Source organism: Pseudarthrobacter defluvii (genome assembly GCF_030816725.1).
Lineage (GTDB): Bacteria > Actinomycetota > Actinomycetes > Actinomycetales > Micrococcaceae > Arthrobacter > Arthrobacter defluvii_A.
Map to the genome: position 1 here is coordinate 14,893 of NZ_JAUSYG010000001.1, position 13,664 is coordinate 28,556.

General features: G+C 62.8%; 10 protein-coding genes and 2 pseudogenes. 5 read left to right on the plus strand and 7 right to left on the minus strand.

Going from position 1 to position 13,664, the window contains the following annotated elements:
- Positions 1-18: 18 nt before the first annotated feature.
- The 5 genes from QF031_RS00050 to QF031_RS00070 all read right to left on the minus strand — a co-directional run bounded on the left by QF031_RS00050 (position 19) and on the right by QF031_RS00070 (position 6,032).
- Positions 19-1,533 (minus strand): glycoside hydrolase family 32 protein, encoded by a 1,515-nt coding sequence (locus QF031_RS00050; RefSeq protein ID WP_307422412.1) that lies wholly within the window; start codon positions 1,531-1,533, stop codon positions 19-21.
- 22 nt (positions 1,534-1,555) lie between these two features.
- Positions 1,556-2,467 carry a carbohydrate ABC transporter permease gene (locus QF031_RS00055; protein ID WP_307422415.1) on the minus strand — a complete coding sequence of 304 codons (912 nt, stop codon included), beginning with the start codon at positions 2,465-2,467 and terminating at the stop codon, positions 1,556-1,558.
- Between the two features lie 8 nt (positions 2,468-2,475).
- The gene (locus QF031_RS00060; RefSeq protein WP_307422416.1) at positions 2,476-3,405 is read right to left on the minus strand and encodes a carbohydrate ABC transporter permease; all 930 of its coding nucleotides are present in this window, start codon (positions 3,403-3,405) and stop codon (positions 2,476-2,478) included.
- Positions 3,402-4,859 carry an extracellular solute-binding protein gene (locus QF031_RS00065; RefSeq protein ID WP_307422418.1) on the minus strand — a complete coding sequence of 486 codons (1,458 nt, stop codon included), beginning with the start codon at positions 4,857-4,859 and terminating at the stop codon, positions 3,402-3,404. The genes QF031_RS00060 and QF031_RS00065 overlap by 4 nt, the downstream gene beginning before the upstream one ends.
- Positions 4,860-4,988: 129 nt before the next feature.
- Positions 4,989-6,032: a LacI family DNA-binding transcriptional regulator gene (locus tag QF031_RS00070; RefSeq protein ID WP_307422420.1), complete on the minus strand. Its 1,044-nt coding sequence runs from the start codon at positions 6,030-6,032 to the stop codon at positions 4,989-4,991.
- Positions 6,033-6,208: 176 nt separating this feature from the next.
- Between QF031_RS00070 and QF031_RS00075 the strand changes: the two genes are divergently transcribed.
- The 4 genes and pseudogenes from QF031_RS00075 (at position 6,209) to QF031_RS00090 (ending at position 9,456) form a co-directional block, all read left to right on the plus strand.
- Positions 6,209-6,631, plus strand: a complete 423-nt coding sequence (locus QF031_RS00075) for a hypothetical protein (RefSeq protein WP_307422422.1) — start codon at positions 6,209-6,211, stop codon at positions 6,629-6,631.
- Positions 6,632-7,281: 650 nt separating this feature from the next.
- On the plus strand, positions 7,282-8,217 hold the full coding sequence (locus tag QF031_RS00080) for an NAD-dependent epimerase/dehydratase family protein (RefSeq protein ID WP_307422424.1): 936 nt from the start codon (positions 7,282-7,284) through the stop codon (positions 8,215-8,217).
- Between the two features lie 52 nt (positions 8,218-8,269).
- A pseudogene (locus tag QF031_RS00085) lies at positions 8,270-9,098 on the plus strand (aldo/keto reductase).
- Between the two features lie 46 nt (positions 9,099-9,144).
- Complete coding sequence (locus QF031_RS00090) at positions 9,145-9,456, plus strand: putative quinol monooxygenase (protein WP_307422427.1); 312 nt, start codon at positions 9,145-9,147, stop codon at positions 9,454-9,456.
- A gap of 301 nt (positions 9,457-9,757) precedes the next feature.
- Here QF031_RS00090 and QF031_RS00095 read toward each other — a convergent pair whose 3' ends face one another.
- Positions 9,758-10,540 (minus strand): neutral zinc metallopeptidase, encoded by a 783-nt coding sequence (locus QF031_RS00095; RefSeq protein ID WP_307422430.1) that lies wholly within the window; start codon positions 10,538-10,540, stop codon positions 9,758-9,760.
- Positions 10,541-11,977: 1,437 nt separating this feature from the next.
- On the opposite strand from QF031_RS00095, the pseudogene QF031_RS00100 reads away from it, so the two are divergent.
- Positions 11,978-12,472: pseudogene (locus QF031_RS00100) on the plus strand (nucleoside deaminase).
- A gap of 80 nt (positions 12,473-12,552) precedes the next feature.
- Here QF031_RS00100 and QF031_RS00105 read toward each other — a convergent pair.
- Complete coding sequence (locus tag QF031_RS00105) at positions 12,553-13,497, minus strand: alpha/beta fold hydrolase (RefSeq protein WP_307422433.1); 945 nt, start codon at positions 13,495-13,497, stop codon at positions 12,553-12,555.
- Between the last annotated feature and the right edge of the window lie 167 nt (positions 13,498-13,664).

The following is a 13,664-nucleotide window of genomic DNA, read 5'->3' on the forward strand; positions in this document are numbered from 1 at the left end:
GATCCGGGAACGGTGGCCCTACGCCAGCTGCGTGACCTGAAGGCTGGTGACCGTTGCTGTACCGCCGACGGCGAAGACGGAGAGGTCCGTGCTGTTCTCGGCCGGGAAGATCAGTTCGGTCATGGTGACCTGGCCGCCTTGGGCGAAGACTTCAACGGAGCAGCGGTCAACGAAGATGGTGAGGCTGTAGGAACCGGATGTTGCGCGGATGGGGGCTGTGTCGAGGGAGGGGAAGGCTTTATGGAAACCGGTCTGGCCGGACTCCCGCCGGTCAACGAACAGTTTGCCTTCGTCCGGGCGGATGCCAACGCGGGTACCGTTGGCGCCGTCTCCCCGCAGGATAAGCCCGAATTCCTCGGCAGTTCCCGAAGTGAGCGTGACGTCGATGCGCTGCACCGTACCGGCCGCACCCGCCAGCACCTGTTCGCCGTCGTTAATAGTGGTATCAGCAAGGGAAAAGGGCTCCTGGCCGGCCAATGCGGTCCAGTAGCCTGCGGGGCGCTGGACCAGGGACAGGCTGCCCTCGATGGTTTGGAGAGACATTTCGCGGGCGAGGCTCATGGGGCTGCGCCAAGGTGTGGTGGGGATGTGGTTGGCGTACTCCCAGTTGTTCATCCACCCAATCATGAGGCGGCGGTTGTCCGGCGCGTCGCTGAAGGAGACGGCCGCGTAATAGTCCCGGCCCCAGTCCAGCCACTGGTACTCCCTGCTCAGGTCAGGGTTGTTGAGGCCTGTGGTCACGGTACTCGTGGAGATGAAGGAGGTTCCGTCGAAGTCGCCAACGAAGTATTGCCCGGCTGAGCCGCGGTTGGGCCCGCCCGGGTTGAGGTTGACGGTCAGGACCCACTTGACGTTGTCCGGGTCGCCGTCCACCGGCAGCGGGAAAAGGTCGGGGCATTCCCAAATGCCGCCGGTGGCGTTCGCGGGGCCGAAGTCACTGAGGGGTTCCCAGTTCTTCAGGTCGTCGGACTTGTACAGCACCACCTTGAAGTCCCTGGCTTCGACGGCGACCATCACCCAGTAGCTGCCCGCACCGCCGTCGTACTTAATGACCTTGGGGTCGCGGAAGTTGGCGGATCCCCGGGTGAGTACGGGGTTGTTGGCGTGCTTTGTCCACGTGTAGCCGCCGTCCAGGCTGTAGGCCAGGGACTGGGCCTGGATCCCCTCGTGCCGTGATCCCGGTTTGAAGGCACTGGTGTAAATGGCCACAAGGGGGCCAGCGGAACCGGTGCCGAAGCCGCTGGTGTTGTCCCGGTCATGCACAATGCTGCCGGAGAAGATGTCTTCGTTCTCGTCGCAGTGAATGGCGACGGGGTGCTCGGTCCAGGTCAGCAGGTCTGTTGATGTGGCATGTCCCCAGGACATGTTTCCCCAGACGTTGCCCAGCGGGTTGTTCTGGTAGTAGAGGTGGTAGACGCCTTCATGGAAGATCAGCCCGTTGGGGTCGTTGAGCCAAGTGTTCCGGGCTGCGTAGTGAAGGGCGGGTCTGTAAATGTCGGCGGTGGCTGCTGCATTTGCAGTGAGTGTTTCCATCTGGTTCCTTTTGAAGTTTGCGTTATTTGCTGGCGCCGGCCGTGAGGCCTTCCCGCAGGGTGCGTTGACCGAAGATGAAGACGACCAGTGCCGGCAGCATGGACAGGATCACGCCGGCGAGGACCACCGAGATGCTGCCGGTGCCGAGGTTGCCCTGGAGCGTGACCAGGCCGAGGGGAAGGGTGAAGTTCTGTTCGCTGATGGTTAGGATCAGTGGCCGGAAAAACTCGTTCCAGTGGAAGTTGAAGGCAAGGATCCCCACGATGGCCATCCCTGGAACCGCCAGCGGGACGTAGACCGACCGGAAGATCCGCCACGGTCCGGCGCCGTCCAGGGCGGCCGCTTCCGCGAAGTCGTTTGGCAGGCCGAGGAAGTACTGGCGCATCAGGAAGGTTCCGAAGGCTGTCGGAATGGCCGGCAGGATCAGGGCCAGCAGGGTGTCCGACAGTCCCATCCCGCGGATCAGCATGAACACCGGGACAATGGTGACCTGCACCGGGACCATCATGGTGGCCAGCACCAGCGAGAAGATGGCGTTCTTGCCGCGGAAGTCCAAGCGGGCGAAGGCGTAGCCGGCCAGCGTGGCCGAAGCCATCTGACCGAAAGCGATCAGCCCAGTCACCAGGGCGCTGTTCAGCACCAGGAGGCCGACGTTGATCTGCTTGAACACCTCCTGATAGGCGGTGAAGTCCGGGTTGATGGGCAGGAAGGACGGCGGCAGGTTGAAGGATTCCGACGGCGTCCGCAGCGAGGTGGACAGGGTCCACAGGACGGGGCCGAGGGTCAGCGCGGCGGCCACGGCCAACGCTGCGTACCTGCCGACGGTGCCGGCTGCGGGCAGGCGGCGGACGCGCCGGGGCTTCGGGGTGGCCGGCGTGTCGGTGGTGGAACCGGAATGCTTGCCGGTCCCGGTCTGCAAAGTCTGGCTGGACATGGGGGGCCTCACTGGTAGAAGACGAAGCGGCGGCTAAGACGGAATTGCAGGGCGGTGACGGCAAGGATCAGTACGGTGAGTACCAGGCCTATGGCGGAGGCCTTGCCGAACTCCAGCTGCTGGAAGGCGGATTCGAAGATCACCATGACGGCTGTCCGGGTGGAGTCGCCGGGACCGCCGTTGGTCAGGACGTAGGGCTGGTCGAAGACCTGCAGGGCGCTAATGATGGCCATGACAGAGGCGACGAGCACCGTGGGGCTGATCAGCGGAAGAGTCACGTTGCTGAACTGTTTCCAGCCTGTGGCGCCATCCAGGTTCGCTGCTTCGTGGAGTTCTTTCGGGATGTTGGTGAGGGCGCCGAGGAAGAGCAGGAAAGAGAACCCGAAGTTCTGCCAGACATAGACCAGGACAACGACGGCGGCGGACGCCGTGGGGCTTGTCAGCCAGGGCACGGCAGGAATCCCCACGAGCGACAGGAGCCAGTTCACCACGCCGAACTGTTCGTTGAACATGTACCGCATGAAAATGGACACCGAGGCGGCGGACAGGACCAAGGGAAAGAAGAACGTGGAGCGGAGGAACACCCTCAGCCAGGACGGCATCCTGGCCTGCAGCATGGAAGCCAGCCCAAGGGCGATCCCCAGCTGAAGGATTACCGCGACAACGACGAACACGATGGTGTTCAGGAAGGACACGCGGACGGTGGGGTCCTGTGCCAGGACGGCGAAGTTGTCCAAACCGACGAACTGCGGTGCTGAGATGATGTCCCAGCGGAAAAAGGCCAGGACCAGCGAGGCGATGATCGGCAGGAAGGTGAAAAGGGCCATCCCCAGCACGGTGGGAGCAAGGAAGATCCTCGCCAGCCAACGCTCCACGAAGGAGCGGTGCACGGCAGGTGGTTTCACCGTCTGGCGTGGAACGGTGGAAGTGGTGGTCATGATTTCCTCCTCAGAGCCAGTTCGAGGTCGCGCTGCAGGGCGCCCATCGCGGTCCGTACATCGGCGGAGCTGCCGCTGACAGCGGTGGAGACGTTTTTCATCAGGGCAGTTTCGACGGCGGCCTGCTGCGGCGGGGCGGGGATCGGGCCGGAGGTGGGAAACTTGTCCAAGGTGTCGTAAAAGACTTTCCAGTGCCGTGGTCCGGTGGCGGAGTAAAAGGACTCGTTCACCATCGAACGGCGGGTGGGTGTGGTGTTCGGTTTGGGAATGGCCAACTGCATCGCTTCGCGGCTGGAGCAGAACTTAACCCATTCCCACGCTGCGTCCTTGTCTTTCGCCGTGCGCATGATCGCGTAGCCGGCAGCGCCGAACTGATGCCGCTGGGTCCGCCAGCGCGGGAAGAACTGTACGTCGAACTGGTCGGCGGTCATCCCGGCTTCATGCAGGCCCTGGGCCCAGTAGCCGCCTGCCGGCGTGGTGCCGATGCGGTTGTTGCCGAACAGGCCCACCAGGGCGTTTCCGCCGCCGGATTCGGGACGCACGCCCAGTCCTTCGGCTACCAGTTCGCGCAGATAGTCGAAGGTCTCGATCACGCGGCCATCCTCGGCGTTGGGACCCAGCCACTGATATCCGCCGCCGCGCGTGGCCCGGGCAGGGTCGTTGGGGTAGAAGCTGTCCCAAAGCCAGTCCCCTCCGGGAGCCTTCGTTTCGGACAGGAAGCTGGTGTCATTGGCGTAGAGCCACGGCACAACTCCGCCAAACAGCCGGTTGGTCCAGTAGTAGGGGGTGAAGTCCGCCGGGCGGGCCTTGCGGAGGGCCCTCAAGGTGGCGGTGAAGTCATCCTTCGTCCAGTCGTCCTTTGGCCGGTCAAGCCCGGCCTGGGCGAAGGTAGTGGTATTCAGGTACATGTTCGCCGCGTTCCAGTCCAGTGGAAGCTGGTACAGGCTTCCCTGGTACATGAAGGCTTCCAGCAGGCTGGGATGAACGTCGTCAAAGTAATCGCTCATCTGGGCAGCGTCCCGGCGGACGTAACTGTCCAGAGGCTCGGCGAGCTTGTCGGCGAACAGTTGGGCGCCCTCGGTGGCGACGTAGACGACATCCGGGGGCGTCCCCGCAGCCACCATGGTCAGGATCTTGGAAAAGAAGTCCTTCCAGTCCGCGCCTTGGATGGCCTGCAGCTGCACCGGGATGTCGGGGTGGGCGGCGGTGAAGGCCTGGATCAGGCCTTGGCGGCCCGCGGCGTCGGCTGCCGTCCCCAGGATGGCGATGTTCAAGGCCTTGCTGCCGCGGCCCGGGATGTCGGCGCCGGTCAGTCGGGGCCAGGCCCCCACGGTGGCTCCGGCAAGAGCGAGTCCGCCCAGGCCCAGCATGGACCGGCGGGTGAGTTGTGAAAGCTTGCTGGACTGCAGCGGATGCGAGGGGGCTTGTTGCCCCGGTGTCTTTTCAGACGTCATTGTCGGCTCCTCCTAACACGTGTTAAGTAGATTAGGAGCTGGACCTAACACGTGTCAAGCATTACTTTTACCCGGCTACACGGCGAGAAGAACGCCTAGAAAAAGGGGAGCCAGGATCGTGCCGTCAGCTCAGGAAGCAGGGGGAGCGCCTGTAGATGCCCGCTCGATGATCCGGCAAGGAACCAGGATCGTTTCGCCCTCGGGCGTCTCTTCCGCCGGCGCTTTACCTTCAACCTCATCCAGGAGCATGGACATGGCCATTGCGCCGATTTCGGCGTGCGGAAGTGCCACGGTAGTGAGGGCCGGAACAAGGTTGCCGGCCACATGCTGCTGATCGTCGTAGCCAACAACGGACAGATCCTGGGGCACGCGCAGTCCTGCGGCCGCGGCGTACAACAAGACGCCAGTGGCCACCCTGTCGTTGGCGCATACGATCGCCGTTGGCCGGTCTTCATCGCCCAGTACGACGGAAGCGGCCCGGTAGCCCTCGTCGATGTCCCAGCCGGTCGGATGGACGCGCTGTTGGTCCCGGCCTATTCCCGCTGCTTCCATCGCTTCGCGGTAACCCTGTTCGCGCTGGGGAGCGGCAGGGGAGCTGAGGGTCCCGGTCAACAACGTGATGCGGCGGTGGCCCAGGTCCAGCAACAGCTGTGCGGCGGCGCGCCCGCCGTCGACCTCTGCGGGTATGACGGAGCGGAGCGGGGAGGCGGCATCAGTGCAATTGGCAAGTATCGCCGGCAAGGTGCGCATCGTTAGCGGGGTGGTAACGTCGCGCAGGCTGCCGGTGGCGTACATGATGCCGTCCACCTGCCGGTGCACGAGTTGCTGTGCCGCAGTGCTTTCGCGGGACACGTCATGCTCCGTGTCCACAACAAGGACCATGTAGCCGCGGGCAAGGGCCGCGCGTGAGGCGCCGCTGATCAGCCGGCCGGCGAAGGGACTGGTGACGATGTCATCCGTGATGACCCCGATGGTGGACGTCTGTTGGTTGCGCAGGCTCAGGGCAACAGAGTTGGGCGTGTAATCGAGTTCCGCCGCAGCACGGAGCACGCGCTCCTGTCGTTCGGCCGTGACGTTGCCGTGCGCCCTGCCATTAAGCACCAGCGATACAGCACTGCGGGACACTCCCGCGCGCTTTGCCACATCCAGTGCTGTCGCCTTACGTTTGGCCATGCTCATCCCCTTGCCTTTCGGACCAGCTTAGCTAACTCGTGTGAGGTGCAGTCACGGTCAAGTGGTGCCGGGTGCTTCCGCAGGGAGGAAGCGCCGGGATAAAGGCTCTGGCGGTGCAAAGCGGGGCGAACTATGCTCTCACGCATCACCCCCGCGCACTGTGAAGGGAAACAATGATGAAACTGAGCCACATTCCCCTCCGCCTGGCCACCGGAGCCTTCATATTGAACGCCGGCTACAGCAAGCGGAAGCTGGACAAGGACAGCGCCGCACATATGCAAGGCATGGGTGCCAAGGTGTACCCGCAGGTGGCCCGGGTGGAGCCGGAAACGTTTGGAAAGCTGCTCAGCTACGCCGAGATGACCTTGGGGGCAGCACTCCTGGCGCCGTTCGTGCCCAGCCGGCTGGCGGGGCTGGGGCTTGGCCTCTTCTCCGGATCCCTTCTGACTATGTACCGGAGAATCCCGGAAATGACGCTGGAGGACGGGATCCGGCCCAGCCAGCAAGGCACCGTGGTGGCAAAGGACGTCTGGATGTTCGGAATCGCCCTCGCGTTGATCCTGGACCGGAACCGCACAAAGAGCCCCGCCCGCGTCTGAGAGGGTGGGAGCAGGACGCATTCCATGCGCCTTCCATGGGCCCGAACTTACCAGTTGGTGGTGCCTGAAGGTCTGTACCAGCTGCCGGTTCGTCAGCTGTTTTGTTCCAGGGCTGCTGCCAGGACGGCTTCGTCGTCCACCTGGTCCGGGGCCGTTACCCGCACATGCAGCCTGAAAGGTCGTCCGGCCTGGTCTTGATCATTTCGATCCGGCCCGTGGCTGGGGCGTCGAGCCGCAGGGAAACGAAGCCTTTCCGCAACTGGATATGAACACCAGGGGTGGACGTGCCCAGCCGAGGATGGCCTCGGCAACCCGACGCAAATGCGGGTGGGCGCCGTATTGCCCCTCGATGAGCTGGTCCGCGTCCTGCAGCATGAAGTCCGGGTACCCGAACATTTCCCAGGACACCGCCTACTGCGGGTAGCCCGTAACCCCCGAAGCCGTCCCGCATCCAATTGCGGAGTCCCCGGTCGTTAAGCATATTGGGGGTGCCCATGACGTTGACCGGGCCTCATTCCCTGCATATAGTTCAGGCAATAAACTAACAAGGGGCCGTGGGGACTGAGCAGTGAAGCTGCGGCGCCGCCACCTGAAGCTGCCCGGTACCTACCCACCCTGTACCAGCACAGCAGTACCACCTAGGAGACATCATGAAGGTCCTTATCACTGGTGCCCATGGAAAGGTCGGACGGGCCGCTACCCAGGCAATGATCGACGCCGGGCACGAAGTGCTCACCACTGACCTCACTCGTCCCGGCTTCGAGCGCAAACCTGAAGGCACCCCGAAGTACATGATGGCCGACCTCACGGACGCAGGGGAAGCGTACGCCGTCGTCCGCGGCGTGGAGGCCGTCGTACATATTGCTGCTATCCCGGAACCCACTGCTCATCCGCCGCACGTCGTATTCCAAACCAACCTCATGTCGACCTTCAACGTTCTTGAGGCCGCCATTCGGTTTGGCGTAAAGCGCTTCGTTTACATCTCCAGTGAGACTGTCCCCGGGTTTTTCTTTCCCGAGCGCGATTTCCTCCCTGACTATGCACCGGTGGACGAGGAGCACCCGATCCACCCGGAGGACCCCTACGCCCTCTCCAAGCACTTCGGCGAGCAGCTCATGGACGCCGCAATCGCCCGCTCCGACATCCAGTGCATCTCCATTCGGCCCAGCTGGGTCCAGTTCGAGGGCAACTACGAGACGAACCTCGGACCGCAGGTCCGGGACGCGTCGGTCCTCAGCCCCAATCTCTGGAGCTACGTCGACGTCTACGACCTCGCCGACGCCATCGTGCTGGCCACTGAGTCAGACCTCCCCGGACACGAAGTCTTCTATATCGCTTCCCCTGACAACGTGGGCGGCCACGACTTCGCCGAGGTCCTGACCAAGTACTACGGTGACAGCATCGAATTACGCAGCCTTGACCGTGCCGATGCTTCAGGCATCTCCAGTGCGAAAGCCCAACGAATGCTCGGTTGGGCCCCCGAAGCGGTCCTGGCGCGACTACCTGGACGCCGAAGGACACATGATCAACCGCTAATCTTCTCGGCGTGGGATCGGGAGTATCCACAGACGTGCAGTTCTATTTGAACGAAGCCAAACCAGCCGACGGAAGAAATCGATGACGTCCCAAGCACAAGAAATGAACGTTCCCGCCGTAACCCTCAACAACGGCGTCCGGATCCCGCAACTTGGGTTCGGCGTGTTCCAGGTCCCGCCGGAAGAGACCCAGCGCATCGTGGAGGATGCCTTGGAAGCTGGTTACCGCCACATAGACACAGCTGCCGCCTATCGAAACGAGGCCGGCGTCGGGGCAGCCATTGCCTGCGTCGGGGATCCCTCGCGAGGAGATTTTCATAACCACCAAGCTGCGCAACGGCGAACAGGGCAAGGCAAAAGAAGCGTTCCACAACAGTGCCCGGGCTCTCGGCGTCGATTACGTGGACCTCTACCTCATCCACTGGCCGGTACCGTCCCAGGGACTGTTTGTTGAGGCATGGAAACAATTGGAAAAGCTCTACGCTGACGGCCAGGTCCGCGCCATTGGCGTCTCCAACTTCCTCTCCGAACACCTGGACACGCTCCTGGCAGCGTCGGACGTTGTTCCGGCCGTGAACCAGATCGAAATTCACCCCACATTCCAGCAGCAGGAACTGTCAGCGAAAAGCCGCTCCCTGGGCATCGCAGTGGAAGCGTACAGCCCCCTGGGCCAGGGCGCGGACCTAGCGGCAGATACAGTGAAGTCACTTGCGGGCAGGTACGGGGCAAGCCCGGCCCAGATACTGCTGGCATGGCACCTTGCGAAGGGCACAACCGTCATCCCGAAGTCAGCGGATTCCACACGCATGCGGGAAAACCTGGAAGCCGTGCGTCTTACACTCACCCCGGCCGAGATGGCGGACATAACAGCCTTGGAGTCAGGCGCCCGTGCCGGTTCGGATCCTGCCGTGGCCGCGCACAGCCAACTGTAGGCTGCCTCACTAGATACGGGAACCCCCCGAGAGTAAAGGAACTATCATGACCATCATCGTCACAGCAGTATTCACACCCAAGGACGGCGTCCGCGACCAGGTTGTCGCCGCCCTTGAGCCTGCAATCGCCGAGGTCCACGAAGAACCCGGGTGCCTTCTGTATGCCATCCACGACGCGCCGAACGGCCAGATTGTGATGATCGAGAAATGGGAGAGCACGGAGTTGCTCGACGCACACGGCGTCGGGGACGCCGTGAAGCGGCTGAACGTCTCACTCGAAGGACTCCTGGCGGAACCCGTCGAGGTCACCCGCCTGACCCCCATCCCCGCCGGCACCGCACATCAGGGCGCCCTGTAATGCCCTAGGTCACCGTGGTGATGGGCGTCTAATTGCAGGCAAGTCCGTTCATTTTTTTGCGCATCCGGAGACTGTTGCAGCGATCAGCAGCGGTCTGTTTTGTCACCAGGGCTCTGCAGCGTCGCGGAAAGGGTCGATGGCGGCGACGAAGCGAGTGCCGTCATCGATCCTTCCATCGGGGGTTCCTTTTTGAAGTCGGGAGCAGCGGGGTATAGGTTTCCAGGCCCAACCGGGAGGTACAGGCTCACCCCAGATGTCAGTTAAACGTCTGCTGCAGCTCCTGTGAACCGTCGCGGTGCGGCTACTTCCAGTAAGCGTCGACGCACTGCATTGGATCTCCGGTGTTGTAGCCCAGCTTCAGGGCGGCTTCCCGCTGTGGTGACGTGGGATGTGATGATCCTGGCTGAGTTGCCCCGATAGCGTTGAGAGCCGCTACACCCTCCTCGAAATCTCCTGGTTCAAGGGTTCCGTCATAGTAGGCGGTGTTCATCCAGACCCCTGCGAAGCAGTCGGCGATCGCTTCTGTGTTGGATCCCGTGAAATTCTGCACTTCCCCCGGATAGTATTTTTCCCACTGAATGGCCAACTCATCCTGCACGCTGTGCCCGTATTCATGGGCGACAGTGATGGCGGCGGCAAAATCACCGGCTTGCTTGCTCTTCCGGCCCAACACCTCACCGGACCACATCCGCTGAAGGGTTTTTACCGGGAGAATGATCAATCCGTCCTCTGAAGTGCCCCTTAGATCGACGTACGGATCGGACGGGCAGTAGAAGGCGTTTGGATAGTCATGCGGTACTGAGGCCGGATCCCCTTTGCAGTTCGAGACATACGGCGCTTCGTCCTGCTGGATGATTTTGTAGTAGACCTGTGGTGGTTCGAAGTCATTTTGGACAAACCATCCGGTCCACATCGTATGCAGCTTAGTGATAATCCACTCCACGTAACTCGTCACGGTATAGGGGTAGGCCGTTTCGGTTACTTCGCTTTGTGGCGGTGCGGCCCCCAGTGGAGCCTTATCCACTGTCTCCAGACAGCCTCGGGCTTCTGACTGCAGGCAGGAATCGGAGGAGAATTCGGGCACCCCCTCACCGGGTCCATCGTTGTCTGAAAAGGCCTCAGCTGTCGGTGTTGCCTGGACAGTTGCCTTGATGGGTTTCCCTTCCGCGCTTGCCCGCGAGCTCCTGGTACTGCCCGGCTCAGTCTGCTCAAAAGTGGGAAACGCCTCTGTGGCCACAGTGCTCGGGGCTTGAGCCGGGGCTGTGGGCTCCGAGATGCTAGGTACCATTTCCGGGGTGGAAGTAACGACCGGAGTGGACGTTACTTCCCCACCGCGCACGGACGGCGGGCTGCACCCACCTGCGCAGACGGCCGCGGCTGTCAGGAATAGGAGTAAAGATGGCTTTCTGTGTCCGAGCATGTGCACCACCTGAGCGATGGATATGTGGTTACGGAGATAGGGTCACGCCACTTCAATCGGCGTAGGAGGCTCGCGTCCTTTGGAGGCCAGGCAGGACTAAACATGATTCAGAGTCTGAGCATGTCGCCGTAATAAAGGTGATGTCAACGAAGTGGCCTACCCTTTTTCCATTTGTTTGATGGGTTGCATCTACAGAGGGAGCGAAAACACCCCAAATTGGTAGCGGAACGCATGCCGCCTAATAGGGGAGCGAATCCTCTAGGAAAGCAGTAAAGACAAGGGCCACAATGGGCGGATTCCGCACTATTGGGGAGGCCTACCTATGCAACGAGCGCTAATTGTCGTCCTCCTAGCCGCCGCGGCGACGCTCGCGGCCTGCAGCGCCACGGACAACAATGCCGCAAACAACCAGCAATCCTCCACCAACGCAAGGATGGAGGTTCCTCCCCCCACCTCTGCCTTGCAAGGCACGAAGGTCATCAGAGTTGACCCGTGGAAGCAGGATCTCCGGCAAACCCCGGCGCCCACCATATCTGCGGCGCCATCCGAAAACAGCTGGTGCGCCGCTTCACGCGTCACCGTACGGCCCGACGCGTACATGTGCCTGTTCGATAACAACATGGGGCGGGCCCCTGACACGCTGTGCATCCGCAACCCCTCCGCCAAGGACGAGTATGCATGTCTCGAAAAAGGCCTGCACTGGTTGATTGTCCGGGGGCTGCCGTTCAATGGGCGGCGAGCCACCGGAACACCCAGGAGCTCAAGAGGCGAACTACGTCTACCTGCAGCTGAACGACGGTACAGTCTGCCAACCGGTTCAAAAGTCCGGTATGGAACACGTGGGTGATTATGGATTCCAGGGCTTCTGCACCGACGGCACTTTCTACTACAGCCGCTTCGACACAGCGCGTCCGCCGTCCGATGACTCCAACCCTTTCGGTGAAGGAACTGACAGTGAGGGTCGCTGGCTGCTCAAGACTGACAGGCCCAATGCAGCACCCGGTGAGTTGGTTTCCAGATCTGTCGAGGTCGCGTACCGGTAAGGAGCCGGAGACGAGCCGTTCCATCTCCCGGGCCACGCCTCCATGCGAGAATGACCGCGTGACGGACGAGCCGACGCTTTCTACCGCCGCAGCAACGGGGCACGCCCCCCATGGTCCAGCCTTCGAGGCCGCTTACCAGGCCGTGCAAAAGAGCCTCAACGAGGGCGGCATTCCCATCGGGGCGGCCCCTTGCCTGTGACGGTGTGGTCATCGCCAGCGGCCACAACGAACGGGTCCAGAACGGCGACCCAATCGCGCACGGGGAAAATGTCCGCACTCCGTGCCGCTGGACCGCAGAAGAGCTACCGGGACACCACGCTTTACACCACCCTGGCCCCGTGTGCCATGTGCACGGGGACCATCACCCAGTTCAAGATCCCCTGGGTGGTGGTGGGTGAGGCGTACGTTCGACGGCGAGTTCGACCTTTTGCGTTCACGCGGCGTTGAGGTGGTGGTCCTGGACGATCCTCGGTGCGTGGACATGACGCGGACGTTCCAGGAGGACAACCCGGAACTGTGCGCCGAGGACATCGCGGAAGATCCCGCCGGATAGCTCGCCCTGCTGGAAGGCACGACGACGGCGGCGACGTGAGTGCCGCCGTCGTACCCTCCGGGGAGGTGCTTGAGGGGCCGTCAGGTGCCTGCCACCCGCTGGATGAACTCGACCGTCTCGCGCTCCGTCTCGGCGCGGGTGGTGGGTTCGTTGTGCACCTCGTGCCGGACGCCGGGGAAGACGCGGGTGCGAACGTCCGTGTGGCCCGAATCAGCCAGGCGGTTGGCCACATGGTAGGCGCCTTCGCCGTAGTTGGTCACCGGGTCCTGGTCGCCGGCGAGGATCAGGACGGGGAGTTCCGCGGGGAGCTGTTTGTACCAGTCGTCGGAGGTGACCTGGTCGTAGAGGTCCACGAAGCCCTGCAGGAAGCGGGCGCTCAGGGGTGCGCCGAAGTTATTGAAGGGGTCACGGCCGTGGTCGGTAACCACGTCCGCGTCCAACGCGACCCAGGCGGTGGGGCCGGTGCCTTCGCCGAAGCGGCCCAGGAAGCCGTCGAACAGCTGGGCCACCAGTTCCTGCGGTGCGGGCTCTGCACCGCGCTCGCCGGAGGCAAGCCGCGCCAGTTCGGGCCGGTCGATCATTTTCTCGATGCCGCGCATCTGGGCGGCGATGCCGCAGAGGACCAAGCCGGACAGCTGCGTCCGCGGGTCCACTGCCATGCCGCGCGCGATCATGGATCCCCAGCTGTGGCCGAACACCACGTAGGGAAGCTGGGGGAGCGCCTCTTTGGCCTTGGCCTGGAGGGTCACCTCGTCCGCGACCACCACGCTGGCGGCGTCCTCGCCGGCGTCGCCCCAGGTGCCCTGCTGCATCGCCGTGCGCCCGTGCCCGGAGTGGTCGCCCGCCACCACGATGAAGCCCGCGTCCACCAGGGTGGAAATGAGGTGGAGGTAGCGGCGGGAGTGCTCGCCGAGCCCGTGGATCAGCTGCACGATGGCCTTGGGCTGCCCGATGGGTTCGTAGACCCAGGCCTGGATGGTGTCGCGGCCGTTGGCGGACGTGAACTCGATTTCCTGCAGTGACATGTGTTCCTCCCGTGCCTGCGCCGTCGCTGGCTTGTGGCGAGCCTAACGTCTTGGTGGACGGCGCCGTCAAGGTTGTCTTTGCATGCGGCACCGGGCCGTGGGACATGTTGGTTCATGCTCCGTCTGAGCGCCTAGTCTGAACACCAGCCACGTCCCTGGATCCTGGA